This is a genomic window from Vineibacter terrae (assembly GCF_008039615.1).
GTDB lineage: Bacteria > Pseudomonadota > Alphaproteobacteria > Reyranellales > Reyranellaceae > Vineibacter > Vineibacter terrae.
The window spans coordinates 35,886-62,205 of record NZ_VDUZ01000050.1; the positions used below are offsets into that span (position 1 = coordinate 35,886).

Sequence of the window (26,320 nt, forward strand, 5' to 3'; positions counted from 1 at the left end):
CTCGAAAGGAAATCGTCGGGCCGAGCCTAGCGTCTAATCGCGCCCGGACAAGCGCAGTCTATCGCGGGTCCTCGGCCGTCGAATGGTCGGTCGGCTGCGGCGTCATGGTGAGCACCGTGACGCCGGTGGGCGCATGGAAGCGGTGCCAGCTGCCCTGCGGCACGATGGTGAGCATGCCGGCCTTCAGGGTGAGCACGCAGGCGCCGACCGGCGTCAGGATCGTGAGCTGCGTCTCGCCCGCCAGGACCTGCACCAGCTCGTCACCGTTGCGATGGCGCTCCCAGGGGCTCTGGCCCTCGAACGAGCCGGCGAAGACGGCGCCATCGCGCGTCTCGGCGAGCCGGGCGAAGGCGGCTGCCGACTCCGGGCCGGGTGTGTCCGGACGGCGGTTGCGCAGCACCGGCAGCGGCGCGAGGGCCGCCTGGATATCGACCGCCTTCGGCTGGCTGTGGCTCATATGGGTGCTCTCCGTGCTGACCGCATGCCGTCATTCTCGGTGACAGCGATGTATCATCGAGCGGCAAGATCGGCGTATGGCGTCATGCGCATCTTCGCCGGCGCGCGATCGGGCCCGTTCCGGGACCGCGCCCCTGCCTTGAGCGCGCCCGGTCAGGCCGCCGCCAGGCCGGCCAGCGCCTGCTTCTGGATCTCGACGGCGCGCGGGTAGCAGGCGTCACGCCAATCGTCGCGATCGCAATAGAAGGCGTCGCGCACGCGCTGCCTGATGGCGCGGCCCTGCTCGGACTGCGGGTCGCCATGGATGTGCAGCCAGTTGTCCGCGATCAGCGCCATGTTGACCTCGTCGGCCGGCAGCGTGCCGACCTCGATCGCCGAGGCCACGACCACGGCTTCGGGCAGCAGCCGCACGAAGGCCATGCGCAGGTTGCCTTCGATGACCGGCGACTCGCTTTCGCCGGCGGCGGGCGAGGTGACGGCATCGCCGAACCAGCGCCGCGCCAGCGCCAGCGGCGGCGAGCCGGGCGGATGGCGGCAGATCATCTCGGAGTAGCCGAACGGCCCCAGGCCGGTATGGAAGTCGAGCACGCAGACATGGCTGGCGTCTTCCAGGTAGTGCGGCACGATCTTGCCGATGGTGCGGTTCGACCAGCAGGGGCTGGTGCCGCCGAAGAACAGGCCGTTGGGGTGCGTGCGCTGGCCGGCGACGACCGCCTTGCCGAAGCCGGCGACGCCTGCTTTCGCCACGAACGCCGCCAGGCCGGCGCGCGTGCGCGCCTCGACCTCGGCGTTCCAGGCTTCGGGCGCCAGCAGGTCGGCGACCTGCAGGTACAGGCCGTTCTCGAACACCGGCCGGCCGAAATCGATGAAGTTGCGGTTGATGTCGATGTTGTCTTCGTTGACGCGGCGGGTCCAGGAGAAGCCGTAGGGATTGGTGGCATGGACCAGCAGCACGGCGGTATCGGCCGGCAGGTCCCGGTAGTGGCCCTCGCGCAGGAAGCCGACCTGGCAGCCGCTGCCGTAGTGGCCTTCGACCCCATGGGTGCCCGAGCACGTGACCAGCACGCGGCTGGCATCCTTGGGCCCGATCCAGGCCGTGTCCGTTGCCAGCGCCTCGCCCTGCATGCCGCGCAGGTCGTGCGGCCAGCTCTTCACCGCAATGCCGGCCTCGCCGCAGGCGGCGCGGAAGGTGTCGCGCGCGCTCTGGTAGTCGGGCGAGAAATGATCGTGATGCGACATCGACCCTCACTGCCGGCGGCCGCCAGCCCTGCGCCGGGACACGAAGATTAACCACAGAGACGCGGGCGGCACAGAGAAGAAAAGCCTCATCCGTCGTTGAGGTGGCAGGCGCTCAGCCGGCCGGGCGCGATCGCGCGCAGGGCCGGGCGCTCGGTGCGGCAGCGTGCGCCGGCATGCGGGCAGCGGGGGTGGAAGGCGCAGCCCGGCGGCGGGTCGATCGGCGACGGCAGCTCGCCCTCGATCGGCCGGTAGGCACGGCGCCTGGCCTCCAGCTTGGGAACCTCGCTCAGCAAGGCCTGGGTGTAGGGATGGTTGGGCGCGTCGAACAGCGCCTCGGTGGGCGCGATCTCGACGATCCGCCCCAGATACATGATCGCGACCCGGTCGCTCAGGTGCTCGACCACGGCCAGGTTGTGGCTGACGAACAGATAGGTGAGCCCCAGCGACTGGCGCAGCTCCATGAACAGGTTCAGCACCTGGGCCTGGATCGAGACGTCGAGCGCCGCCGTCGCCTCGTCGCAGACCAGGAACGCCGGCTTCACCGCCAGCGCCCGTGCGATACCGATGCGCTGGCGCTGGCCGCCCGAGAACTGGTGCGGGTAGCGCCGCGCATACGCCGGGTCGAGCCCGACGCGGCGCATCAGCTCCGCGACATAGTCGGCGGCCTGGCCCTTGTCGACCAGGCCGTGCACGACGGGCGCCTCGCCGATCGTCTCGCCCACGCGCAGGCGCGGGTTGAGCGATGCGAACGGATCCTGGAAGATCATCTGGACGCCCAGCGCCCAGGCCCGCTTCTGCGCCGACGTCATCGCCTCGAGCGCCACGCCGCGGTAGCGGATCGCGCCGTCCGAAGGCTCCAGGATGCCGGCGACCATGCGGCCCAGCGTGCTCTTGCCGCAACCCGATTCGCCCACCAGCCCGACCACCTCGCCCTCGCCGATGGCAAGGTCGATATCCGACACCGCCTGCACCACGGTCTCGTGCAGCCCGGCGCCGAAGACGTTGGCGATGCGGCCCGCGAGGTCGACGCGCTGGGTGAAGCGCTTGGTGATGCCGGTCAGGTCGACGATGGGTGAGGCCATGAGGGGATCGGGCCATGCGGGGCGGCGCGGTTCGACGGAACCCGACCCTTCCATGTTCAGCCGGCGATGTCGAGACGGGCGCTGCCGGTCATGGCGCGCGCTTGTGGTAGCGCCATACGCCCATGGGCGGCAGGTTGCGCCATTCGCGGCCGACAAAGCTGGCGCGCAGGTCGAGCGCCGCCAGCGCGGCGGGAGCCAGCGGCGAGCGCAGCCCGTAGGTGTACTGGATCACGGCGCCGTCCGCGGGCATCAGCGTGAAGGCATCGCCATAGCAGCGCTCGGCCGCTTCCGGCGGCACGACGCGCATCGGCAGGCCGCACACGGTGACGCAGGTCGACGTCACGCCGCCGCGCGCCAGCGTCTCGCGCAGCCGCAGCGCGTCGCCTTGCAGCACGCGCAGGCCGGGAAAGCGTGTCTCGAGGAAGCCGCACATCTCTGCATCGCGCTCGACCACCACGAGCTGGTCGAGCGGACAGCCCAGCTGCAGCAGCGCTTCGGTGACCGGCCCGGTGCCGGCGCCGAGCTCGACGACCGGGCCGCTCGTGCTGCGGGCGGCGCGCAGCGCCGCCGCTGCGATAAGCTGCGCGCTCCACCAGCTGCTGGCGAGCGGCCATCCGACCGCCACGGGCGAGCGGCACCAGCCACGCAGGAAGGGCCAGGGGTCGGCGAAGATCGGCTTGCGGCTGGTGATGCTTCGCATGATGGGCCCCATCCCCGTTGTTCCTCTTGGAAACGCCCGTCACGACGATCCGTTGCGGCGATGGGTTGTCCATCGCGGGGCGCGTGAGGACATCGCACAGCACACGCGCGCCACAAACGCCTGTCAACCGCATGATGGTGCAGCTGCGAATGGTAGCAACGCCGATCGCCTGCTCGCGTTGCGCGGCGCATGGTTTCGTCGCAACGACGAATCTATCGCTTCGCGAAATCGTCGACCGCCACTGTCATGCCGAGCGCGACGAGGGATCTCCCGCGAACAGCGCACTGTGCGCCTTGCCGCAGAAGATCCCTCGCTGCGCTCGGGATGACGGTGGTCCTCAGGGCACGGGATTCCAGCACCGCGCCTGGTGGGCCGGCGCGATCTCCTGCAGGTCCGGCATGGCAGCGCAGGCCGCGACGGCGCGCGTGCAGCGCGGCTGGAAGGCGCAGCCCTGCGGCAGGCGCAGCGGCGACGGCGCCATGCCGGGGATCTGGAACAGCGCCTGGCCGCGATGGCCGCGTGTCGGCACCGATCCGATCAGGCCGTGCGTGTAGGGATGGCGCGGACGCTCGAGGATCTCGGCGGTGGCGCCGTGCTCGACGACGCGGCCGGCATACATCACGGCGATGCGGTCGGCCAGGCCGGCGACCACGGCCAGGTCGTGCGTGATCCAGATCAGCGCCGTGCCGGTCTCCTGGCAGAGCTTGCGCATCTCGAACAGGATCTGGCCCTGGATGGTGACGTCGAGCGCGGTGGTGGGCTCGTCGGCGATGATCAGGTCGGGCTTGTTCAGCAGCGCGATGGCGATGGCGACGCGCTGGCGCATGCCGCCGGAGAACTGATGCGGATAGCTACGCAGCCGCGCCTCGGGCGAGGGGATGCCGACCTGCGTCAGCGCCGCGACGGCGCGGCGTCGGGCGGTGGCGTCGTCGACAGCCTCGTGGGCGCGGATCGCCTCGATCATCTGCGTGTCGACCCGCAGCACCGGGTTCAGCGTCATCATCGGGTCCTGGAACACCATGGCGATGTTGCGGCCGCGCAGCGCCCGCAATCGCGCCGACGATGCCTGGACGAGATCCTCGCCGCGATAGAGGACCTGTCCGCCCACGATGCGGCCCGGCGGATCGATCAGGCCCAGGATCGAGAAGCCGGTGACGCTCTTGCCCGAGCCCGACTCGCCCACCAGCCCCAGCACCTCGCCGGCGCCGACCTGCAGGTCGACCCCGTCGACCGACCTCACCACGCCGTCGCGCGTGAAGAAGTGCGTCTTGAGGTCCGCGAGCTCGAGGGTGGGGCTTGCGGCGTCGCTCATGGCGCACGTCCGAATGCGCACCGAGTCACCGCGCGTTCCTCGGATTGAGGATGTCGCGCAGATGGTCGCCGACCAGGTTGATGCCGATCAGCGCCATCGCCAGCGCCAGCCCCGGAAACAGCGCGATCCAGTACTTGCCCGCCATCAGGAACTCGAAGCCGTTGGCGATCAGCTTGCCCAGCGACGGCTCGGTGACCGGCACGCCCAGGCCGAGGAACGACAGCGTCGCCTCCAGCGCGATCGCATGCGCCACCTCGACCGTGGCGATCACGATCAGCGGCGGCAGGCAGTTGGGCAGCAGGTGGCGCCACAGGATGCGCCGCCGCGGCAGCGCCAGGCAGCGCGCCGCCTCGACATACTCCTTCTCGCGCTCGACCAGGGCGGCGGCGCGGGCGGCGCGCGCGAAATAGGCCCATTGCACCGCGATCAGGGCATAGAGCACCTTGTCGACGCCCTGGCCGAGCACGGCCAGCAGGATCAGCGCCACCAGGATGGCGGGGAACGACAGCTGGATGTCGACGCAGCGCATCAGGAAGGCATCGACCCGGCCGCCGAAGAACGCCGCCGTCAGGCCGACCACGGTGCCGATCGCCAGCGCCACCACCACCGACACGGCGCCCACCAGCAGCGACACGCGCATGCCGTACATCATGGCCGAGAGCATGTCGCGCGCCTGGCCGTCGGTGCCCAGCCAGTAGGTCAGCGTGCCGTCGCTGCTCGCCGAGCCTGGCGGCATCTTGGAGTCGAAGATGTCGAGCTTGGCGATGTCGTAGGGGTTCTGCGGCGCCAGCCATGGGGCCAGCAGGGCGGCGGCGGCCACCACGATCACCAGCACCAGGCCGAACAGGGCCAGCCGGTTGGCGCAGAAATCGGCCATGAAGCGCCGCCACGGCGTCTCGACGGCGGGCGCGGCGCGGCCGGCGCCGGGCGGCATGTTGTCGGCGGCGGCGTCGGTCATCGTCCCTGCGCCTCCAGGCGCACGCGCGGGTCGAGCACGGAATAGAGGATGTCGACGACCAGGTTCAGCATCACCAGGAAGAAGACGATGACCACCAGGTAGGCCACCACCACCGGCCGGTCGAGCAGCAGGATGGAATCGATCAGCAGCTTGCCCATGCCCGGCCACGAGAAGATCGTCTCGGTCACCACGGCGAAGGCGATGACCTGGCCCAGCTCGAGTCCGGTGACGGTGGCGATCGGGATGGCGATATTCTTCAGCACGTGCACGCCCACGATGCGCCGCTCGCTCAGGCCCTTGGCGCGCGCGAACTTCACGTAGTCCATGGGCAGCACCTCGCGCGTGGCGGCGCGCGTCAGCCGGATGATCAGCGCGCCCTTGGCCAGCGCCAGCGTCGCCGCCGGCAGCAGCAGGTGCAGCCAGCCCTGGGCCGTGAAGATGCTGAGCTTCAGGCCCAGGATGTCGACCGTCGGGCCGCGGCCCGACGAGGGCAGGCGCGGCCAGCCCGGGATCCATTCCGGCAGCGCCACGGCGAACAGCATGATCAGCATCAGCCCGACCCAGAAGGTCGGCAGGCTGAAGCCCAGGATCGACACCGTCATGATGCCGCGCGCCCGCAGGCTGTCGGGCCGCAGGCCGGCGTACATGCCCAGCGGCACGCCGACCAGCACCGCCAGCAGCATCGCCACCAGCGCCAGCTCGATGGTGGCCGGCATGTGCTGGAAGATCAGCTGCATCGCCGGCTCGCCGGCCCGGAACGACTTGCCGAACTCGCCGACCACGGCCTTGCCGACGAAGGTGAGGTATTGCTGCCAGACCGGCTGGTCCAGGCCCAGGTCGCGGATCACCGCCAGCCGCTCGGCCTCGCTGGCCTGGTCGCTGATCAGCATCGTGACCGGATTGCCGACCAGGTAGATGCCGCCGAACACCAGCGCCGACATCACCACCATCACGACGACGGCCTGCATCAGACGGCGGATGATGAAGACGAGCATCGGTTCAGGCTTCGGTTTCCCTCCCCCAACGCAGTTGGGGGAGGTGCCCGAAGGGCGGAGGGGGAGCCGACGGAGTCTCAGTTACCAAAATCACGTCGGCTCCCCTCCGCCCCTTCGGGGCACCTCCCCAGCTGCGCTGGGGAGGACAATGAAAACCTCATCACTGCGCCGGAGCGACGAGGTAGGCGAGCGTGTACTGGTCGGCGCGGCCGGTATAGGTCAGGCCCTTCTTCATAGCCCACACCGAGACCTCGAAGTGCAGCGGCAGGATGCCGTAATCGTCCATCGCCAGCTTGCTCGCCTCCTGCAGCAGCGTGCGCCGCTTCTCGTCGTCGACCGTGCGCATCGCCTCGACCAGCTTGGCGTCCACCGCCGGGTTCGAGTAGCGGCCCTTGTTGGTGCCGCCCATGCCGCGCTCGCGGTTGGGCGTCGCCACCAGGGCGCGCAGCGGGTCGGACATCTCGCCCGTGGTGGCGCCCCAGCCGGCGAGGTAGGCGCTGTACTTGTGCTCGTCGCGGTTCTTGAAGAACACCGGCGGCGCCGACGCCTCGATCTGCGTCTTCACCCCGGCCCGCGTCCACAGCGCCGCGATGGTCTCCGCCACCTTGGCGTCGTTGATGTAGCGGCCGTTGGGCGTGCCCAGCGTGATCGAGAAGCCGTTGGGGTAGCCGGCATCGGCCAGCAGCTTCTTGGCGCGCGCCACGTCGACCTTCTCGACCGGCGTGTCCTTGCGCGTGCCGAACATCGGCGATGGCAGCAGGTCGGCGGCGGGCACGGCGAAGCCCTCCATGATGCGCTGCACGATCGCGGTGCGGTCAAGCGCCAGCGACAGCGCGTGGCGCACGTTCTTGTCCTTGAGCGGATTCTTGCCGTTGGTGTCGGGGATGCCCGGTGTCGGCTCGGCGAACTGGTCGAGGTGGATGTAGATGACGCGATTCGACAGGGCCCGCGCCAGGGTGACGCGCTCGTTGCTCGCCAGCTTGGGCAGGTCGACCGTGGGCGGATTCTCAATGAAGTCGACGTCGCCCGACAGCAGGCCGGCGACACGGGTGGCGGCGTTGGGCAGCGGCCGGAAGATCACCTTCTTCCAGGCCGGCTTGGGCCCCCAATAGGCATCGTTGCGTTCCAGCACCAGCTGGTTGCCGCGCGACCATTCGACGAACTTGAACGGGCCGGTGCCGACCAGCCCCTCGCCGCGGTTGAGCTGCTCCGTGGTCTTGCCTTCCGGCGCCGGGCCGGAGGCGGCCTTCTTCGACATGATGCGGATGCCGGTCATGTCGACCGGCAGCAGCGGCGCCGGGGCCGCGGTGCGCAGCCGCACGGTCATCGGGTCGACCACGTCGATGCCGACGATCTGCTTGGTGAACTGGGTGAAGGGCGAGGGGGCGTTGGGCACCTTGGCGGCGCGGTCGATGGTGAAGACCACGTCCTCGGCCGTGAACGGCGAGCCGTCGTGGAACGTCACGCCCTCGCGCAGCTTGAACTCCCAGGTCGTGTCGTCGATCGCCTTCCACGACACCGCCAGCGCCGGCTGCAGGTTCTGGGCCGGGTCCTGCGCCACCAGCGCTTCAAACAGGTGCAGTGCGATTTGATTGTTGGGTGACAGGTTGTGGTATTGCGGGTCGAGCGAGCTGGGCTCGGTCGAGAGCCCCACCTTCAGCTCCTGCGCCGCCAGCGGCAGCGGCGCGGCCGCGAGCGACAAAGCGAGGGCCAGCGCGGCGCCGGCCTTGCGACAAATCATGATAAGCCCCCCTGGATACGGCACTCTATGCCGTGCGAGCATGGTTCGTGTCGCGATTCCTATGCAGGCGGCGCGCCATTGGCAAGGCGGTCAGCCGGCACGCCGGAGGTGACGGCGATGAATACCGACAACGTGTCGACGGCGTCGGCGACGAAGGCGCTGCCCTTGCCGGCGGAGCGTTCGGAGCTGACGCTCAAGGCGATCCTGGTGGGCGAGCGCATCGATACCCGTGGCCTGGGCGCGGCGAGCGGCGCCACGACCACGCCGGTGACCCTGCAGCCGGAAGCGGGCGGCATCGCCTTCGTGTTCCGCTACGGCGTCGTCGTGCTGGGCGGCATCGACGCGGCGGCCGAGCGCGTGCTGCTCGACTCCCTGCGCGGGCGTGTCGTCGCGCCTGAAGGGGCGCCGGCGACGGAGGAGGCGAAGATCGTCCTGGGCGGCGAGGTCAACGAGGCTGCGGTCGCGTCCGAGGCGGTCGTGCTGCAGGACGCGACGCTGGAGCATCTGCAGGTCGTGGCCAGCGTGCTGTCCAAGAGCGTCGTGCTGGCGCACCAGGAGACGGCGATCGCCTCGGCGCTGGACCGCATCGAGCCGTTCGTGTTCCAGCTCCGTGACCGCGGCGGGGTGGTGACGAAGGGACCGGCGCTGCTGCGGCAGATCGGCCACGTGCTGTCGGCCATGCAGCGCATGGCGGTGCGGGTCGAGGCCGAGGACAAGCCCGACCTGTTGTGGGACTACCCGCAGCTCGAGCGTCTCTATGCGCGGCTGGCCGACGAGTACGAGATCGTCGAGCGCAGCCGGGCGCTGGGCCGCAAGCTCACCTTGATCAACGAATCGGTCACGTCGCTGCTGCAGGTCGTCGACACGCGACGGGCGGTGCGGCTCGAATGGGCCATCATCCTGCTGATCGCCTTCGAGATCCTGCTCAGCCTGTACGACATGTTCGTGCGCGGCGCCCACTGACCTCCCTCTCCCGCAAGCGGGAGAGGGAGGGGCCCATCGTGCGCCAGCACGATGGGAGGGTGAGGGACCGCGCACGCGATGCCGGGTCCTGAAGCCCTCACCCGACGGACGCTTCGCGTCCGTCGACCTCTCCCGCTCGCGGGAGAGGCGGACACCCGGACGATCACGCCGCCGTCGCGTCGTCCGCGGCCGATGCCGGCGCTGCGGATGGTGCCGCCAGCTTCTTGTCCTTGCTGTCCCTGGCCCGCGCCATCATGCCCAGCGCGATCTCGCGCTCGCCCATCACGGTGGCCGTGGCGCCGCAGTCATGCAGGTGCTCGACCTCGGCGTCGGAATGGGCGCGGGCGAAGATGTCGAGGTCGGCCCGTGCGGCGCGCGCCTGCTGCACGATCTGGCCGGCCTCGAAGGCGTTGGGGATGGCGACGAAGAGGCGGCGCGCGGCGCCGATATTGGCCGCCGCCAGCACCCGCGGCGTGGCGGCATTGCCGCGGATCACCTCGATGCCGCGCTCGCGCAAGCCCTCGACGACGTCGCGCCGGTCCTCGATCACCAGGATCGGCCAGCCTTCCTGCCGGGCTGCTTCGCTGATCACGCTGCCGACCCGGCCGTGGCCGACGATGACGGCATGATCGGTGAGGCTGGTGGTCGGCAGGTCGTCTTCGGGCGGCGGCGCGGCCGGCTCGGCTGGCGCCGGCTCGGCGCGCCGCTCCAGGCGCGGCCCGAGCCGGTCGGCGGCGATGAAGATCAAGGGATTGGCGAGGATCGACAGGATGGCGCCGGCGAGGATCAGGTCCTGGCCCTCCTTGGGCAGCAGCTTCAGGCTCACACCCAGTCCGGCCAGGATGAAGGAGAACTCGCCGATCTGCGCCAGGCTGGCGGCGATGGTGAGCGCCGTGCCCATGGGGTGGCGGAACGCCAGCACGATCAGCAGCGCCGCGGCCGACTTGCCCACCAGGATGATCAGCAGCACCGCCAGCATCGGCAACGGGTTCTGCAGCACGATCATGGGGTCGAACAGCATGCCGACCGAGACGAAGAACAGGACCGCGAAGGCGTCGCGCAGCGGCATCGCCTCGGCGGCGGCCTGCTGGCTGAGGTCCGATTCGCTCATCACCATGCCGGCGAAGAAGGCGCCGAGCGCGAAGGAGACGCCGAACAGCACCGCGGCGCCGTAGGCGACCCCCAGCGCGATCGCCAGCACCGACAGCCGGAACAGCTCGCGCGATCCGGTGTGCGCGATGTGATGCAATATCCAGGGCACCAGCCGGCGGCCGACCACCAGCATCACGGCCACGAAGCCGGCGACCTTGGCCAGGGTGATGCCCAACGCCAGCAGAATCGCCTGGCTGCCCGCGGACGTGGCGCCGGCGCCCCGGTCGTCCAGCAGGCCTGACACGGCCGGCAGCAGCACCAGGGCCAGCACCATCGCCAGGTCCTCGACGATCAGCCAGCCGACCGCGATGCGGCCGCGCCCGGTCTCGATCATGCGCCGCTCTTCCATTGCGCGCAGCAGCACCACGGTGCTGGCGACCGACAGCGCCAGCCCGAATACCAGGCCGGCGCCGGCCGGCCAGCCCATGGCCCAGGCGAGCGCCATGCCCAGCGCGGTGGCGAACGCGATCTGGACCAGCGCGCCGGGAATGGCGATCGCCTTCACCGACATCAGGTCCTTGATCGAGAAGTGCAGCCCGACGCCGAACATCAGCAGGATGACGCCGATCTCGGCCAGCTCCGGCGCCAGCGTCTGGTCGGCCACGAAGCCGGGCGTGTGGGGGCCCACCAGCACGCCGGCGATCAGGTAGCCGACCAGGGGCGACAGGCGCAGCCGGTTGGCGAGCGCGCCCAGCAGGAAGGCCAGCCCGATGCCGGCGACGATGGTTTCGATCAGCGGGGTGTGATGCGGCATGTGTCGGCGACGTGCTGCCCGTGTGCGTGTGGCGATGGGGAAGCGGACAAGGGCCGCAGCCGGCAGCGTGCCAGATCAGCAATTTCCGTGCGAGCGCGGAAATTGCAGGTCGGCCTCCATCTGGTGCCGATGACAGTCACGGTGCTGGTCTAAAGGTAGACGACACAGCCCCGGTGCTCGAGCTCAGCGAACCAGGCGGGTGCGTTCAATGTGGTCACCCAGCGCAGGTCGAGCTTTTCGAGACGGGGCAGCTTCAGCAGGGCGTCGGGCAGTCGGGCGACGGGGTTCCCTCTGAGGTCGATCTGGCGGAGCTCGAGCAGCGATCCGATCGCTGCCGGCAGCTCCGTGAGCCGGTTGTTGCGCAGGTGCAGCTCGCGCAGCCGCGTGAGGCGGGCGATGGAAGGCGGCAGGTGGGTGAGGTGATTGTCGGTGACGCGCAGCTCGATCAGGCCCGACATTTCGGTGACAGCCTCGGGCAGGACCTCGAAAGCATTCTCGCTGATGTTGAGGTAGCGCAGGGAGGTCAGGCGTCCGAGGGTCGCGGGCAGTGCCGAGAGCCTGTTGTCGTGCAGGTAGAGGAAATCGCTCAGGCCTTCGAGGTGCCCCAGCTCGGGTGGAAGATCGTGAAGCGCGTTGTGACCGAGATCGAGCATGCGCAGATTGCGCAGCGCGCCGACGCGTCCGGATATCCGGGTCAGGCCGTTGTCCGCCAGGACCAGGCTGCGCAGCTCCGTTCGATCCCAGACCTCATCGGGAACCGCGCCGAGGCCCTGCTTCCAGAGCGAGAGATGTGGTCCTGTCGCGCTAGCCATCGGCCGGCCGCCGGCCGGATAAGCGCCGGGCGGTCATGATCCGGTCCTGCCATTCCGCCATGTTGCTCATCATGGCGCGACCGTGAGCCGGCCAGGCACCGTTTTCAAGAGGGCGCCATCCACGTGCGGGAAAAGGGTGACGGCGGGGCCGATAGCGCCACCCCATACCTTTGGAGGATGGCCCAAAGTGCGCCAGTAGCGCATAGTGAGTGAGTGATTGCTATTACGTTCGTCGTTGGCTTTGTCCGATCGGAGAGGGAAGGCACTCATGACCGAGCCCGTGCCGATGGTCGATAGAGCACTTGCCGCATTGCAGCGCGAGATCGCGCGCAAGATTGAGTTTTCTCTCGTGATCACGGGACCACCGCCAAGCGGCTACGTCGACCTGTTTGTCTATCAATACAACCCGCCCCCCGGACCGAAGCCGGCGGATCCCAAGGATTGGCCAAAGTGGGAACGCCTGAAGGAGAAGTATGAGAAGGACTATTTTGTGCTACCCAGCAACATCAGGCCGATCACCTCGATTGCGGAACTTCTCCTGATCGTGGCGGGCGTCTGTTCCGGCGGCAAACGGCTGCGCCAGCTCCGCATCATGGGACATGGTGCTCCCGGACAGATCAGAATAGGCACCTATGAGATCGTATACGGCTCGAGCCTCTATGACCCCGTCACCAAGCAAAAGACCAAACAGGCGGCGACCCTCGAGGTGCTGAAGCAGTGGCTCGATCCCGACGTCTCTCTCGTCATCCTGGATCATTGCAACGCCGGCGAGATCGACGAGTTTCTCGTCACGCTGTCCAATCTATGGGGTGGTGTCGCCGTGCGAGCATTCCACCATTTCCAGGGGTGGGAGCACGGCGAAATCCAGGTCGGCAACGGCCCCTTCCGGCAATGCAAAGGCAACAGCTGCCATTGGGGGTTTGAATATCACCCGGATCAGGCAGCCAATGACCCTGGGCAATGACGGGCTCAGGGCTTGCCTCAGCCGAATTGTTGCAGGCTGGCCAGCACGCTTGGATATTGAATTTTCTTTACGTAAATACTAGTGTGTCTACACGTATATGCTATCGAGCTGTGCGATGCCGTTGAACATCCGCAACGAGACCGTCAACCAGCTGGTCAATGAGCTGGCAGCCCGCACGGGCATGACCAAGACCGAAGTCGTTCATCAGGCTCTCAAGAACGAGCTTCGGCGGCTCGAAGATGCGGTGCCCCTCAGGCTGCGGTTGCAGCCTCTGAAGCGGCGGATCCTTGCCCGGCCGGCAACCGGACTTGAAGCCGACAAGACGTTCTATGATGAGCTTTCCGGGGATCCCTGATGTTCGTCGACGCGTCGGCGATCGTTGCCATTCTGACAGATGAGCCGGGAGCCGAGGAGCTGGCCGATGCTCTGGACAAGGCTGCGAGCCCGGTTACCTCGGCGATCGCTGTGTTCGAGGCGGCGTTGGGGCTCAGGAGAAGGCGCCATGCCAGCGTTGAGGAAGCGCGGGAGGATGTCGGCGAGTTCCTCCGCTTGGCGCGAATTGAGATCGTGGAGTTGTCGGGTGCGGAAGCCGATGCGGCGCTAATGGCCTTTTCCAGGTACGGCAAGGGTACTGGCCATCCGGCACAACTGAATCTTGGCGACTGCTTTGCCTATGCTGTCGCTCATATACGCAACATCCCACTGCTCTTCGTGGGGCAGGACTTTGCCAACACGGATGTTGATGCCGCGTTATGACGTTCCGAAGGTAACCCGACTTCGTCACTGGCGTGCGTCAGGCCGATCGCCGCAACATGCATCGATCCCGGAAACACTTCTGCCAAGCGTCGGGGAAGGGCAGGCGAAAGATTATGATCGAAGAGCAGCTTCACGCTGCGAGAATGCGCGTGCGCCGCTCGCGCTCGGCTGCGTAAGCCAGTGCCGCCTGGAGATCTTCTCTCTCCAGGTACGGGAACTCCGCCAGCATCTCATCCATCGTCATGCCGCCAGCAAGATAGTCGAGCACGTCCTGCACGCTGAAGCGCATGCCCCGGATACAGGCCTTGCCGCTCATCTTGCCAGGGTCGATGGTGATGCGATTCCGCCAATCCGACATGATCGCCTCCTGTCCCGACGATATCTCATTCGTGCGCCAAGCACCACTGGCAGGCCCAGGCTCAGGAATTGGCGTTCCAAAAAAATCCCTATATTCCAATGACATAGGGTTGACGCTTGGGGTCCGGCCCGGCATACTCACAACCTGTTGTTGTTGAGATCCAGGCGAGGAGCATTCGGGGTGAAAGCGCCGTCGTCCATGACCAAGTCGGAACTCATCGCCAAGCTTGCTGCGTTGAATCCCCATTTGTACCAGCGGGATGTCGAGCGCATCGTGGCGACGATCTTCGACGAGATCACCAATGCGCTGGCGCGTGGCGACAGGGTCGAGCTGCGCGGCTTCGGCGCCTTCTCGGTGAAGCAGCGTGATTCGCGCACCGGCCGCAACCCGCGCACCGGCGAGGCCGTTTCGGTCACCGAAAAGCGCGTGCCTTACTTCAAGACCGGCAAGGATCTGCGGGACCGCATCAACCGGGAATTCGCCGCCCAGCTGGCGGCGCAGGAGCAGCCCGGCAGCGACCCGGATGCCGGCAAGGACGCCGGCTGACGTGCACCAGCCGTTGTTTTGCCGGCCGCCACCCGGGTAGGGTGCTGGCATGAAAGTCCTGTCTCGCATCGCCCTCGGCATCGTCCTGCTGCTGGGGACGCTGATTGCCGTCAGCAATACCGCGCCGGTCGAGCTGCACCTGTGGCCGTTCTCCGACTTCGTGGTCATGCCGCTCTACCTCGCGGTCGTGCTGCTGCTGCTGCTGGGCGTGCTGGTCGGCCTGACCATGGGCTGGGTCGCCGGCCGCGGCCATCGCCGGCTGGCGCGTGAGCGCCGGCGCGAGGCCGACCGCCTGGGCCGCGAGGTGAGCCAGCTCAAGGCCGACATCGCCGCCCGCGACAAGGCCGCCCGGAAGGATGCGCCACCCAAGGAGCCGCCGGCGGCGGAGGTCCGGGCGCTGGAGCGGCAGCGCGCCCTGGCCGATCCCGAGGGGATGGACCCGACCCGGGCCCGCGCCTGATGCGCCTGCTCGACGCCGCGCAGGTGGATGCCGCGCTCGACGACCTGGTCCTGGTCGACCGGCTCGCGGCCACCTTCCGGGCCGACGTCGAGATGCCGGTGCGGCACCACCACCCGATCCCGGCCCCGACCGGCCCCGGCTCGGCCGACGCGATGCTGCTGCTGATGCCGGCCTGGACCACCCCACCCGTATCGCGCGGCCAGCCGGCCGGCCGCATCGGCGTCAAGGTCGTCACCGTCTTCCCCGACAACGGGCTTGCCGGCCTGCCGGCGATCTACGGCCAGTACCTGCTGCTCGACGGCGCCACGGGCGCGCCGCTGGCGCTGCTCGACGGCACCATGCTGACCAAGCGCCGCACCGCCTGCGCCTCGGGGCTGGCGTCGCGCTTCCTGTCGCGGCCCGACAGCCGCCGCCTGCTGATGATCGGCACCGGCGCGCTGGCGCCCGAGCTGATCCGGGTCCATAGCCGGATCCGCCCGATCGAGGAGGTCATGATCTGGGGCCGCACCGCGGCCCATGCCGAGGCGCTGGCCGCGCGCCTGTCCGCCGCGCTGCCCGCTGCCGTCGGCCGCGCCGTGCGGGTGCGCGCCGTGCCGGACCGCGCCGCCGCGGTCCAGGCCGCCGACATCATCTCCTGCGCCACCTTGAGCAGGACGCCCCTGGTCGAGGGCGCCTGGCTGCGGCCGGGCCAGCATGTCGACCTGGTCGGCGCCTATCAGCCGACCATGCGCGAGAGCGATGACGCCGCGGTGCGGGCCGCTCAGGTGTTCGTCGACACCCGTGCCGGCGCGCTGAAGGAGGCGGGCGACATCGTGCAGCCGTTGCAGGCCGGCGAGATCGAGGAGGACGACGTGCTGGCCGACCTGTTCGCGCTCTGCCGCGGCGAGCACCGCGGCCGCGAGCCGGGCGACGGCCGGTCGATCACGTTGTTCAAATCGGTCGGCGCCGCGCTGGAGGACCTCGCGGCGGCCGAGCTGGCCGTCGGGCAGGCGGCGCCGTGACAACGGCAGCGTGCCGGCTGCGCGATGCGATGCCGGACGACGCCGATGCCATGGCGGACCTGTTTCTCGCCGCGCGGCGCACGGCCATGCCGTGGCTGGCTGTCGTGCACACCGACGACGAAACGCGCGGTTGGATCGCTCATGTCCTGCTGCGCCAGCGGCGCGTGCGGATCGCCCAGGCCGATGGCCTGGTCGCGGGTTTCGCCGTGGTCCATGACGGCTGGCTCGACCATCTCTACGTCGCGCCGGCGCATCAAGGCGCCGGCGCCGGCTCGCGGCTGCTGGAAGACGCCAAGCGCCTGTCGGGCGGGGCGCTGCAGCTTTACGTCTTCCAGCGCAACCAGCGCGCCCGCGCCTTCTACCTGAACCGCGGCTTTGTCGAGGCCACGTTCAGCGACGGCGCGAGCAACGAGGAGCGTGAGCCTGATCTCGTGATGCGATGGGTGGCAAGGTCATGCACATCCTGATCATCGGCGCTGGCATCGCCGGCCTGGGCGCGGCGTGGGCGCTGGTGCGCGATGGCCATCGCGTGACGGTGCTGGAGCGGGGGCCGATCCCCAATCCGCGCGGCGCCTCGGTCGACAGCCATCGCCTGATCCGCCGCGCCTATGGCAGCGAGGACGGCTACATGCGCCTGATCACGCATGCGTGCGCCGCCTGGGACCGCATGTGGGCCGACCTGGGCGTGAAGCTCTGCGTCGATACCGGCGCGCTCTCGACCAGCGCCCGCACCGACGACTGGGTGGCGATGTCCCTGCAGGCGCTCAAGACAGGCGGGTTCCCCGTCGACGAGCTGGATGCGAAGCGCCTGGCGGAACGCTTTCCGCTGGTCGAGCCGCGCGGCATCGAGGTCGCGTTCTTCTCCCCGGAGGGTGGCGTGCTGCTGGCCGACCGCATTGTCGCGGCCCTGGCCCGCTGGCTGGCGGCGACAGGTACGCAGCTGCGGCCCGGGACGCAGGTGGTCGACATCGATGCCGATGCCGGTGCCGTGACCCTGGCCGATGGCGAGCGTCTGGCGGCTGACCTCGTGCTGGTGGCCGCCGGCGCCTGGGTGGCGATGCTGGCGCCCGGGCTGGCGGCGAAGGTCGAGCCGTCGCGCCAGGTGCTGGCCTATGTCGACCTGCCCGACGACCTGGCGCGGGCCTGGGCCACGCATCCGTCGCTGCTCTGCGTCGAGCGTGCGGAGGGCTTCTACCTCGTGCCGCCGGTCGTGGCGCCGGACGGCACCCGGACCCGGCTCAAGATCGGCGATCATCTCTTCAGCCGGACGGGCGATCCCGAGGCGGATCCGCGCGTCGCCGGCGCCGAGGAGACCCGGGCCGTGCTCGAGCAGGCACGCGGCCGGCTGCGCCATCTGGAGCGCTACCGCCTGGCCGAGGGCAAGGTCTGCTACTACACCGTCGACCGCCGGCCGGGGCATGAGACCTTCCAGTCGCTGCCCTTGGGCCGGTCGGCCTGGGCGATGTCGAACTGCTCCGGCCACGGCTTCAAGTTCGGCGCCTGCCTCGGCGAGGCCTTCGCTGACATGGTGGCGGGACGATCCAGCCCCGACGCCTTCACGAAGTACGCCGCCGGCGCAGCATCTGTCGTTCCGAGCGAAGCGAGGAATCTTTAAGAGCCTGGGCCAGCGCGAAGTCTGGCACCGGGGCGGCGCACCGTCACGGCAGCGTTGCGCATCCTCAGAATGCGCTTGACGTGCCCGCTCAGCGCAGGCACGATAAAATCATAACTGTTTCGCGGCTAGGTTAAGTTGATCCCAGGCGACATAGTGTCTGGCAAGCATACACGCGAACATTCTTACTAGTTATTCCAGGTTGTCACCGCTGCCGTTCGAAATGGCTTCGAGCACGTGCCGGATAGGCACGTGAGGGCACGGAAGTAACAAACTAGACGCTGTGTGACAGGAGCGGGTTTGGCTTGCTGCTGGGCATGGAACCTGCAGCAACGACGCTCGCGTTCTATCGATCCTGTTGTTGGGTGGTACGACAAGCGTGCCGCAGGGGTGATCGTGCGACCATCGCAATCCGCTGGCGGATGAAGCACCCGGCGGGATTCCGCCCGATCATGCGAACCTGATTGGGAGCGCATCATGGCAACCAGGAAGCGCGGCGGCACCGGGCCCGTGGCGGAGCCAATAATTCCACCGGGCGAAGCCACGCCTCCCGACGAATTCCGTTCGTTCATGGTCGCCTTGGCCACCGACCCCGCCAAACTTGGCGCGTTCATAAAGGATCCCGACGGCACGATGCAGGCAGCCGGCATCAGCGACGTCGATCAGGTGATTTTGAAGAGTGGCCACCCCTGGGCAATCCATGGGCGCCTTAGCGGGCAGAAATATACTTTTACCCCGCCGTCGCCGGCGACCCCGGTGACGGTTCTCGTTGTCGACATGACCAAGCCACCGGGCGCCGACCAGGCCGCCGCTGCAGACGAGCCGGCCGTGCGCGCTCAACCTGCTTTCACAACACCGCCGAGCCAAGGGAGTGCGGCCATGTTTCCTAACATTCCGCAGCAGATCTTCCCGCAAGTGCATCCGCAGATTTTCCCGCAGGTGCATCCACAGATTTGGCCGCAGGTCCACCCACAGGTGGTGGTCCACCCGCAGGTCTGGCCGCAGGTGCACCCGCAGCTGGTGGTCCATCCGCAGGTCTGGCCGCAGGTGCACCCGCAGCTGGTGGTCCATCCGCAGGTCTGGCCGCAGGTGCACCCGCAGCTGGTGGTCCATCCGCAGATCTGGCCGCAGGTGCACCCGCAGCTGGTGGTCCATCCGCAGATCTGGCCGCAGATCCACCCGCAGCTGGTCGTCCATCCTCAAGTGCATCCGCAGCTAGTCCAGCCGAATGCCGCCTTGCCTCAGTTCCCGCAACTGGTCCTGCATCCGCAGGTCCATCCGCAGATCTGGCCGCAAGTGCATCCGCAGGTGGTGGTGCATCCGCAGATCTGGCCGCAAGTGCACCCGCAGCTGGTGGTGCATCCGCAGATCTGGCCGCAGGTGCATCCGCAGGTGGTGGTGCATCCGCAGATCTGGCCGCAGGTGCATCCGCAGGTGGTGGTGCATCCGCAGATCTGGCCGCAGGTGCATCCGCAGGTGGTGGTGCATCCGCAGATCTGGCCGCAGGTGCACCCGCAGCTGGTGGTCCACCCGCAGATCTGGCCGCAGGTGCATCCGCAGCTGGTCACGCCGCCACCGGCGACCCCGGGAACGCCGGGTTAGCACAAACCGGATCGCTTGGTTTGCCAACGCCATCCGAGGCCATGCCAGCCGCGGATGGACAGGTCGGAGCGACAGCGCCCGAGGCATTCGAGCACCGAACAGCGGAGCTACCATGGCAGTCGAGACGAACGGCAGCAGCAACGAACCGGCGCCACCGGGGCTCGCAGGAATCCCAGGCCCGCCCCACGGCAACGGCGCCAACGAGAAGCGGAATGGCTCGCTCATCGTTGTCGGCACGGGCATCCGTACCGTCGGCCATCTGACGGTGGAGGCCGTCGCCTGGATCAAGCGGGCGGACAAGGTGCTGTACGTCGTCGGCGACCCTGTGGCCGAATTGATGCTCAAGGAGCTCAATCCCGCGGGCGCCGAGTCGATGACCGGCATGTATGCCGAAGGCAAACCGCGGATCGATACCTACAACGAAATGGTGGAACGCACGCTTGCATGCGTGCGCGCGGGCCTGGTGACCTGCATGGCCTGTTACGGCCATCCGGGCGTCTTCGTCTATCCATCGCACGAGTCGATACGACGCGCGCGTGCAGAAGGGTTCAGCGCCCGCATGCTGCCGGGCATCTCGTCGGAGGACTGCCTGTTCGCCGACCTCGGCGTCGACCCGGGCATCAATGGCTGCCAGTCCTACGAGGCGACGGATTTCCTGGTCAACTGCCGGGTCATCGATCCCAGCAGTTCGGTCGTGCTCTGGCAGATCGGCGTCGTCGGCGACGCGACTTTCAAGCCCTATGGCTATGATCTGTCGGCCATGCCGTTGCTGATCGAGCGGCTGCTGTCGATCTATCCGCCGACCCATCCCATGTATCTGTATGAGGCAGCGGTATTCCACGGCTGCGAGCCGGTCATTCGCCAGATCACGGCCGCGGAACTGGCCTATGGGCCGCTATCGGCCGGCAATACGCTCTACATCCCGCCGGCATACATGCGCACCGCCGACCCGACGACCTACCTGCGGATGAATGCCCTGATCGCCGCGAGCAAGGCGGCGTCCGGCGCGACAACCGCCCGGTAGGACAGGACGACGGTCAGGCCGTGAAGCGCGCAGCGCGCAACACCGCGGCGGTGCATCGCCCACCAATACACGGGCCGCTGGTGAACCCCTATGGTGCGTTCTTCGGCGCCTTGCCCCCGTCCTGCCGGCGCGTCCCATCGGCGCCGTTGTCGGCATCCGAATCGGCGCACGCCGACTGGCTGACCTGGAAATCGGCGATCGCACGGCACTTCGCGTGGGCGGTGCCGACGGACGAGGCGATCGCGACCATAGCTCGCTACGCAACCGACGTGGTCGAAATCGGCGCCGGGAGCGGCTACTGGGCCTGGCTGATGCGACAAGCCGGCATAACCGTCGCCGCGTTCGATGATGAGCCTCCGGCTTTCACCTGGAGTGACGTCGCCCAGGGCGACGAACGTGCGATACTCGACCGCCGCGACAGCACGCTGTTCCTGTGTTGGCCGCCCTGGGGCACGGCCATGGCAGTCAACGCCCTCGCCCTCCATCGCGGAGACTACGTCATCTACGTCGGCGAATGGATGGGCGGCAGCGCCGATGCGCGGTTCTTCGCGCTGCTGGCGGCACAGTTCGAGGCGATCGACGGCGTCGCGATCCCGCAATGGTACAACCGCGACGACCGCCTGTTCGTATTCCGGCGACGGGATCCGCAGCCGCGCTCATGACGACAGGCGGGCTGGCCGTGATGGCGGCACGTGCCCGGCGCCCCGACTCATGGCGGCGCCCTCCGCCCAATGACAGGTCCCGACAAACCCAAGACATCATCAAAATTCCCGCCAGCATCTGGCGCACCATGCAAAACGCCCTCGCTTACGCCGCTTGATCCGGCCAAAATCGAGCTGAGGGGATGGCGCGTGGCCTGCTGTTGCGGAAAGATCCCTCGCTGCGCTCGGGATGACAGTGGCACAGCAATGCAAGGGGGAACGTCATGGCCGATGTCGAGATCCGCAAGATCGTGACCGGGATCGAGGAGATCTGGCATGACGGCGGCCCGCCGCTGGAGGAGCCGGTGCGCAAGGGCGCCATCGGCGCCGTGATCCGCAATCCCTATGCCGGCCGCTACGTCGCCGACATCGCGCCGATGATGGACGCGCTCAAGCCCCTGGCGCTGGATATCACGCGCCGCCTGATCGCGGCGCTGGATGCGCAGGGACCAGGCATCGAGGCCTACGGCAAGGGCGCCATCGTCGGCATCGCGGGCGAGCTGGAGCACGCGGCCCTGTGGCACCAGCCCAGCGGCTGGGGCATCCGCGAGGCCATGGGCGGCGCCAAGGCGATCGTGCCGTCGACGGTGAAGGTCGCGACTGCCGGTGCCCGGATCGACATCCCGCTGCACCATGCCAACGCCGCTTATGTGCGCAGCCATTTCGACACGATCGAGTTCGGCGTGCCCGACGGCCCCAAGCCGGACGAGATCGTGTTCATCGTCGGCCTGTCGACCGGCGGCCGCCCGCATCCCCGCGTCGGCGGCCTGCGGGCGGACGAGATCAAGCTGTGGGACGGCCAGCGGTGAGAAGATCATGACCGGTCGAGCAGCCAGCGGAACGCCCGCCGCAGCTCGTTGACGGCGTCACGATCGTACCAGCGCCCGTGGGCGAGAATGATGCGATCGGGCTCCCAGGCGATCATGATCCCGAGGGCGCGTCGCAGCTCGGCCTTGGGGTATGTCAGCCGCATGTCTCGCGGCATCCGGCCGTCGGGATCCTGCGCGCCGCCAAGCCGCGTCAGCCAGCGCGTCCAGAAGCCCAGCTTCTCCGCTTCGAAATTCTCGATGAGGTCGGTTAGCACGAGCGTGCGGCTGGGGCGGTGGAAGAACACGCATTCGGTCATGTAGCGCCCGCGGACCGGCAGCGTCGCGATGCTCGTGTCCCATGGATAGCCGGTTGCCCGGGCGAGCTCATGCGCCGGAAAGTCGATGCGTCCCCTCGCGCGCCGCCTGATGCCGGGCGCGAGATAGACGTCGGCCGCGCGATAGGCATCTCTCCACACCGGAATCCACCAGTAGTGGATCCGGTTCGGGCCGATGATCCAACGCGGCGTTCCAATGGCTTCGATCGCGCTCTTCAGCTCCGGCGGGAGCGGCGTCGGTGAGTGGATGAAGAGCGCGTCGTCCCGCAGGCGGATGACTGTCATCCGCGTGGGGAAGGACATCTTCGGAAAGCCGAAACGTATGGCCGGGCCGTCCACGATCCAGACGTCGTCGGCCACCGCTTTCAACGTGTCGGTGGGCGCGTATGTGATATCGATGCCATGCGCCATGGACGGCCCCTTTACCAACGTCGCCACACGACGATAAGATTTGCGATTGTTAGCGCGCAAACAATCTCAGCGAAGGTGTGCCGCGAGGAGGGCGATGAGCAAGCGGATGGGGCATGGCGCTCGGCTCTTGTGCGTTGCGTCGATCTCTCGTCAAGTGGCATTCATTTCGGACAGGGGGACCTGAGACTATGAAACGCAGGACCGTTCTTGGGCTTGCCGCCGGCACTGCCGCCGGACTCGTATTGCCGGCGGGCGCGCAGCAGGGCCCGATCAAGATCGGCGAGCTCAACAGCTACAAGGTCTTTCCTGCCTTCCTCGAGCCCTACAAGAAGGGCTGGGAGCTGGCCGTCGAGGAGGTCAACGCCGCCGGCGGCGTGCTGGGCCGCAAGATCGAGATCGTCTCGCGCGACGACGGCGGCACGCCGGGCGATGCCGTGCGCGTGGCTGAGGAACTGCTGAGCCGCGAGCAGGTGGCGTTCCTGATCGGCACCTTCCCGTCCAATGTCGGGCTGGCGGTGGCTGATTTCGCCAAGCAGCGCAAGACGCTGTTCATCGCCGCCGAGCCGCTCACCGACAAGATCGTCTGGGACCAGGGCAACCGCTACACCTTCCGCCTGCGCGCCTCGACCTACATGCAGACGGCGATGCTGATTCCCGACGCGGTGAAGCTGAAGAAGAAGCGTTGGGCCATCGTCTATCCCAACTACGAGTACGGCCAGTCGGCCACCGCGGCCTTCAAGAAGCTGCTGCAGGCGCAGCAGCCGGACGTCGCGTTCGTGATCGAGCAGGCGGCGCCGCTAGGCAAGATCGAGGCCGGCGCCGTCGCCCAGGCCATCGCCGACGCCAAGCCTGACGCGATCTTCAGCTCGCTGTTCGGGCCCGACCTCGCCAAGTTCGTGCGCGAGGGCAACCAGCGCGAGCTGTTCAAGGGCGTCGAGGTCTTCAACCTGCTGGCCGGCGAGCCGGAATACCTCGATCCGCTGAAGGACGAGACGCCCAACGGCTGGTACGTCACCGGCTATCCCTGGGCCGAGATCAAGACGCCGGCGCACGCGAAGTTCCTTGCCGCCTACCAGGCGAAGTTCAAGGACTACCCGCGGCTGGGCTCGATCGTGGGCTACTCGACGGTGATGGCGGCGGCGGCGGCGATCAGGAAGGCAGGCGCGCTCGACCAGGAGAAGCTGGTCGAGGCGATGTCCGGGCTGGCGCACGGCACGCCGTTCGGCGACATCACCTGGCGGCCGCTCGATCATCAGTCGACCATGGGCGCCTATGTCGGCCAGCTGGCGCAGAAGGACGGCAAGGGCGTGATGGTCAACTGGCGCTATGTCGACGGCAAGGACGCCCTGCCCTCCGACGACGACATCCGCCGCATGCGGCCGACGAATTGATGGCCAAAATTCCTCCCCAGCTTTGCTGGGGAGGTGCCCCGAAGGGGCGGAGGGGAGCCGACGTGGTCTTGGCAACTGAGACCACGTCGGCTCCCCCTCCGGCCTTCGGCCACCTCCCCCAACTGCGTTGGGGGAGGGAGCGTTTCCCGTGACCTTCGCCAGCTTCATCGCCCAGCTTCTCAACGGCCTGGCCGGCGCCTCGTCGCTGTTCATGGTGGCGGCCGGCTTGTCGCTGATCTTCGGCGTCACGCGCATCGTCAATTTCGCGCACGGCTCGCTCTACATGCTGGGCCTGTACGGCGCCTACGCCCTGCTCGAGGGCCTGACGACCAGGCTGTTCGTCTTTGCCGGCTTCGGCCGCACGCCGCTCGGCTTCTGGGCGGCGGTGGTGATCGCCGCGCTGCTCGTCGGCCTGGTCGGCGTGCTGATCGAGGTGCTGGTGCTGCGCCGCATCTACCGCGCGCCCGAATTGTTCCAGCTTCTGGCCACGTTCGCCGTCGTGCTGGTGATCAAGGATGTCGCGCTGGCGGTGTGGGGCGCGGAGGATCTTGTCGGCCCGCGTGCGCCGGGGCTGAGCGGCACCGTCTCGATCCTGGACCGGCGCGTGCCGCAATACGATCTGGCGCTGATCGTCATCGCGCCGCTGGTGCTGCTGGCCCTGTGGCTGGCGCTCACGCGCACGCGCTGGGGCGCCCTGGTGCGCGCCGCCACGCAGGACCGCGAGATGGTGGGCGCGCTGGGGGTCAATGAATCCTGGCTGTTCACCGGCGTCTTCTTCATCGGGGCGATGCTGGCCGGGCTGGGTGGCGCGCTGCAGCTGCCGCGTGAGCCGGCGCATCTGGGGCTCGATCTGTCGCTGATCGCCGACGCCTTCGTGGTCACCGTCGTCGGCGGCCTGGGCAGCGTGCCCGGCGCCTTCCTGGCCGCGATCCTGATCGGCGTTGTGAAGGCCTTCTGCGTCGCGCTCGGCACCCAGTCGATCGCCGGCTTCGAGATATCGTTCTCGCGCCTGACCCTGGTGGTGGAGTTCCTGGTCATGGCCGCTGTCCTGGTGGTGCGGCCCTACGGCCTGCTGGGCCGGCCGCCGGTCCTGCAGCGGGCCGTCGGCGAGGCGGCGCCGCCGCTGTCGCCGCTGCCCTGGCAGGCCTGGGCGCCGGCTCTGGTGCTGCTGGCGCTGGTGCCGCTGGCGATGGGCGAGGACCGCTATCTGCTGGTGCTGCTGACGGACATCTTCATCTTCGCCCTGTTCGCCGTCAGCCTGCATGTGCTGATGGGGCCGTCGGGCATGGTGTCGTTCGGCCACGCCGCCTATTTCGGCATCGCGGCCTACGCCGCGGCGCTGCTGCTGAAGCGCGCCGCCCTGCCGATGGAGATCGCGCTGCTGGCCGCGCCGGTCGCGGCCGGCGGCTTCGCGCTGCTGTTCGGCTGGTTCTGCGTGCGGCTCTCGGGCGTCTACCTCGCCATGCTGACGCTCGCCTTCGCCCAGATCGCCTGGTCGGTGATCTTCCAGTGGGACGAATTCACCGGCGGCAGCAACGGCATGATCGGCGTCTGGCCGTCGGCATGGCTGGCGTCGAAGGCCGCCTACTACTGGCTGGCGCTGGCGCTCTGCGGCATCGGCATCGCCTTCCTGTGGCGCACGCTGTTCTCGCCCTTCGGCTACGCCCTGCGCGCCGGCCGCGATTCGCCGCTGCGCGCCGAGGCGATCGGCATCGACCTGCGGCGTCAGCAATGGTTTGCCTTCGCGCTGGCCGGGGCGCTGGGCGGCCTGGCCGGGGCGCTGTTCGCCTTCTCCAAGGGCAGCATCTCGCCCGAGCTCACCTCGATCGCGCTGTCGACCGACGGGCTGGTGATGGTGCTGCTGGGCGGCGTCGAGACCCTGACCGGGCCGGTGGCCGGCGCCGCCGTCTTCACCTGGCTGAAGGACGAGCTGGCGCGGCGCACCGAGTTCTGGCGCGCCCTGCTGGGCCTGGTGATCCTGGCCCTGGTGCTGCTGTTCCCGCAGGGCATCGCCGGCGGCTTGCGCCTGCTGTGGCACCGCCTGCGGCGGCAGGAGGCGGCATGAGCGGGCTCAGGTCTCCTCTCCCGCAAGCGGGAGAGGAAGGGGCCCATCGCGTCAGCGATGGGAAGGTGAGGGGCCCAGCACGAGGCGCTGCGCGTGAGGCCCTCACCCGCCGGATGAGGTG

General features: G+C 68.4%; 28 protein-coding genes. 15 read left to right on the forward strand and 13 right to left on the reverse strand.

Annotated elements, in window-relative coordinates; translation table 11 throughout:
• Positions 1 to 58 precede the first annotated feature (58 nt).
• From FHP25_RS32170 to FHP25_RS32205, 8 genes are all read right to left on the reverse strand, one after another.
• Positions 59 to 457, reverse strand: coding sequence for a cupin domain-containing protein (locus tag FHP25_RS32170; protein ID WP_147851091.1), 399 nt, complete (start codon positions 455 to 457; stop codon positions 59 to 61).
• 152 nt (positions 458 to 609) lie between these two features.
• Positions 610 to 1,695: a M14 family metallopeptidase gene (locus FHP25_RS32175; protein WP_147851092.1), complete on the reverse strand. Its 1,086-nt coding sequence runs from the start codon at positions 1,693 to 1,695 to the stop codon at positions 610 to 612.
• An 86-nt stretch (positions 1,696 to 1,781) separates the two neighbouring features.
• Complete coding sequence (locus tag FHP25_RS32180; protein ID WP_218578757.1) at positions 1,782 to 2,777, reverse strand: ABC transporter ATP-binding protein; 996 nt, start codon at positions 2,775 to 2,777, stop codon at positions 1,782 to 1,784.
• A gap of 88 nt (positions 2,778 to 2,865) precedes the next feature.
• Positions 2,866 to 3,477, reverse strand: coding sequence for a class I SAM-dependent methyltransferase (locus FHP25_RS32185; protein ID WP_178133944.1), 612 nt, complete (start codon positions 3,475 to 3,477; stop codon positions 2,866 to 2,868).
• 337 nt (positions 3,478 to 3,814) lie between these two features.
• Positions 3,815 to 4,789, reverse strand: a complete 975-nt coding sequence (locus FHP25_RS32190; protein WP_147851095.1) for an ABC transporter ATP-binding protein — start codon at positions 4,787 to 4,789, stop codon at positions 3,815 to 3,817.
• A 25-nt stretch (positions 4,790 to 4,814) separates the two neighbouring features.
• A complete protein-coding gene (locus tag FHP25_RS32195; RefSeq protein WP_147851096.1) occupies positions 4,815 to 5,747 on the reverse strand; it encodes an ABC transporter permease in 933 nt (310 codons plus the stop codon).
• Complete coding sequence (locus tag FHP25_RS32200; RefSeq protein WP_147851097.1) at positions 5,744 to 6,742, reverse strand: ABC transporter permease; 999 nt, start codon at positions 6,740 to 6,742, stop codon at positions 5,744 to 5,746. Before FHP25_RS32200 ends, FHP25_RS32195 begins: the two co-directional genes overlap by 4 nt.
• Positions 6,743 to 6,902: 160 nt before the next feature.
• Positions 6,903 to 8,483 (reverse strand): ABC transporter substrate-binding protein, encoded by a 1,581-nt coding sequence (locus FHP25_RS32205; RefSeq protein WP_147851098.1) that lies wholly within the window; start codon positions 8,481 to 8,483, stop codon positions 6,903 to 6,905.
• A gap of 117 nt (positions 8,484 to 8,600) precedes the next feature.
• Between FHP25_RS32205 and FHP25_RS32210 the strand changes: the two genes are divergently transcribed.
• The gene (locus tag FHP25_RS32210) at positions 8,601 to 9,446 is read left to right on the forward strand and encodes an RMD1 family protein (protein WP_147851099.1); all 846 of its coding nucleotides are present in this window, start codon (positions 8,601 to 8,603) and stop codon (positions 9,444 to 9,446) included.
• Between the two features lie 163 nt (positions 9,447 to 9,609).
• On the opposite strand, the gene ybaL is transcribed toward FHP25_RS32210, so the two are convergent.
• Together ybaL and FHP25_RS32220 are read right to left on the reverse strand one after the other, a co-directional pair.
• Positions 9,610 to 11,352, reverse strand: a complete 1,743-nt coding sequence (gene ybaL, locus FHP25_RS32215) for a YbaL family putative K(+) efflux transporter (RefSeq protein ID WP_147851100.1) — start codon at positions 11,350 to 11,352, stop codon at positions 9,610 to 9,612.
• Positions 11,353 to 11,501: 149 nt separating this feature from the next.
• Complete coding sequence (locus FHP25_RS32220; protein ID WP_147851101.1) at positions 11,502 to 12,164, reverse strand: leucine-rich repeat domain-containing protein; 663 nt, start codon at positions 12,162 to 12,164, stop codon at positions 11,502 to 11,504.
• 268 nt (positions 12,165 to 12,432) lie between these two features.
• On the opposite strand from FHP25_RS32220, the gene FHP25_RS32225 reads away from it, so the two are divergent.
• From FHP25_RS32225 to FHP25_RS32235, 3 genes are all read left to right on the forward strand, one after another.
• On the forward strand, positions 12,433 to 13,128 hold the full coding sequence (locus FHP25_RS32225) for a hypothetical protein (protein ID WP_147851102.1): 696 nt from the start codon (positions 12,433 to 12,435) through the stop codon (positions 13,126 to 13,128).
• 115 nt (positions 13,129 to 13,243) lie between these two features.
• Positions 13,244 to 13,483 (forward strand): type II toxin-antitoxin system VapB family antitoxin, encoded by a 240-nt coding sequence (locus FHP25_RS32230; RefSeq protein ID WP_147851103.1) that lies wholly within the window; start codon positions 13,244 to 13,246, stop codon positions 13,481 to 13,483.
• Entirely contained in the window at positions 13,483 to 13,884 is a 402-nt protein-coding gene (locus FHP25_RS32235) for a type II toxin-antitoxin system VapC family toxin (RefSeq protein ID WP_147851104.1), read from the forward strand. The genes FHP25_RS32230 and FHP25_RS32235 overlap by 1 nt, the downstream gene beginning before the upstream one ends.
• Here FHP25_RS32235 and FHP25_RS42745 read toward each other — a convergent pair.
• Positions 13,812 to 14,018, reverse strand: coding sequence for a DUF5615 family PIN-like protein (locus FHP25_RS42745; RefSeq protein ID WP_147851105.1), 207 nt, complete (start codon positions 14,016 to 14,018; stop codon positions 13,812 to 13,814). The two genes, FHP25_RS32235 and FHP25_RS42745, sit on opposite strands and share 73 nt — an antisense overlap.
• Entirely contained in the window at positions 14,015 to 14,242 is a 228-nt protein-coding gene (locus FHP25_RS32245; RefSeq protein WP_147851106.1) for a DUF433 domain-containing protein, read from the reverse strand. Before FHP25_RS32245 ends, FHP25_RS42745 begins: the two co-directional genes overlap by 4 nt.
• A 198-nt stretch (positions 14,243 to 14,440) precedes the next feature.
• On the opposite strand from FHP25_RS32245, the gene ihfB reads away from it, so the two are divergent.
• The 9 genes from ihfB to FHP25_RS32285 all read left to right on the forward strand — a co-directional run bounded on the left by ihfB (position 14,441) and on the right by FHP25_RS32285 (position 21,997).
• Positions 14,441 to 14,788 carry an integration host factor subunit beta gene (ihfB, locus tag FHP25_RS32250; RefSeq protein WP_147851107.1) on the forward strand — a complete coding sequence of 116 codons (348 nt, stop codon included), beginning with the start codon at positions 14,441 to 14,443 and terminating at the stop codon, positions 14,786 to 14,788.
• 49 nt (positions 14,789 to 14,837) lie between these two features.
• Entirely contained in the window at positions 14,838 to 15,248 is a 411-nt protein-coding gene (locus FHP25_RS32255; RefSeq protein ID WP_147851108.1) for a lipopolysaccharide assembly protein LapA domain-containing protein, read from the forward strand.
• Entirely contained in the window at positions 15,248 to 16,249 is a 1,002-nt protein-coding gene (gene lhpI, locus FHP25_RS32260; protein ID WP_147851109.1) for a bifunctional Delta(1)-pyrroline-2-carboxylate/Delta(1)-piperideine-2-carboxylate reductase, read from the forward strand. Before FHP25_RS32255 ends, lhpI begins: the two co-directional genes overlap by 1 nt.
• The gene (locus tag FHP25_RS32265; protein ID WP_218578758.1) at positions 16,246 to 16,716 is read left to right on the forward strand and encodes a GNAT family N-acetyltransferase; all 471 of its coding nucleotides are present in this window, start codon (positions 16,246 to 16,248) and stop codon (positions 16,714 to 16,716) included. The genes lhpI and FHP25_RS32265 overlap by 4 nt, the downstream gene beginning before the upstream one ends.
• Positions 16,704 to 17,864 (forward strand): FAD-dependent oxidoreductase, encoded by a 1,161-nt coding sequence (locus FHP25_RS32270; RefSeq protein ID WP_178133945.1) that lies wholly within the window; start codon positions 16,704 to 16,706, stop codon positions 17,862 to 17,864. Before FHP25_RS32265 ends, FHP25_RS32270 begins: the two co-directional genes overlap by 13 nt.
• A 474-nt stretch (positions 17,865 to 18,338) precedes the next feature.
• Positions 18,339 to 19,463 carry a hypothetical protein gene (locus FHP25_RS41045; protein WP_178133946.1) on the forward strand — a complete coding sequence of 375 codons (1,125 nt, stop codon included), beginning with the start codon at positions 18,339 to 18,341 and terminating at the stop codon, positions 19,461 to 19,463.
• 112 nt (positions 19,464 to 19,575) lie between these two features.
• Positions 19,576 to 20,487, forward strand: a complete 912-nt coding sequence (locus tag FHP25_RS32275) for an SAM-dependent methyltransferase (protein ID WP_178133947.1) — start codon at positions 19,576 to 19,578, stop codon at positions 20,485 to 20,487.
• A gap of 20 nt (positions 20,488 to 20,507) precedes the next feature.
• Positions 20,508 to 21,149: a methyltransferase domain-containing protein gene (locus tag FHP25_RS32280; protein ID WP_147851112.1), complete on the forward strand. Its 642-nt coding sequence runs from the start codon at positions 20,508 to 20,510 to the stop codon at positions 21,147 to 21,149.
• A 263-nt stretch (positions 21,150 to 21,412) separates the two neighbouring features.
• The gene (locus tag FHP25_RS32285; RefSeq protein ID WP_147851113.1) at positions 21,413 to 21,997 is read left to right on the forward strand and encodes an amino acid synthesis family protein; all 585 of its coding nucleotides are present in this window, start codon (positions 21,413 to 21,415) and stop codon (positions 21,995 to 21,997) included.
• Positions 21,998 to 22,002: 5 nt separating this feature from the next.
• On the opposite strand, the gene FHP25_RS32290 is transcribed toward FHP25_RS32285, so the two are convergent.
• Entirely contained in the window at positions 22,003 to 22,743 is a 741-nt protein-coding gene (locus tag FHP25_RS32290; RefSeq protein WP_147851121.1) for a DUF4336 domain-containing protein, read from the reverse strand.
• 188 nt (positions 22,744 to 22,931) lie between these two features.
• Between FHP25_RS32290 and FHP25_RS32295 the strand changes: the two genes are divergently transcribed.
• Together FHP25_RS32295 and FHP25_RS32300 are read left to right on the forward strand one after the other, a co-directional pair.
• Positions 22,932 to 24,134, forward strand: a complete 1,203-nt coding sequence (locus FHP25_RS32295; RefSeq protein ID WP_147851114.1) for an ABC transporter substrate-binding protein — start codon at positions 22,932 to 22,934, stop codon at positions 24,132 to 24,134.
• A 148-nt stretch (positions 24,135 to 24,282) separates the two neighbouring features.
• A complete protein-coding gene (locus tag FHP25_RS32300) occupies positions 24,283 to 26,199 on the forward strand; it encodes an ABC transporter permease (protein WP_147851115.1) in 1,917 nt (638 codons plus the stop codon).
• Positions 26,200 to 26,320 lie beyond the last annotated feature (121 nt).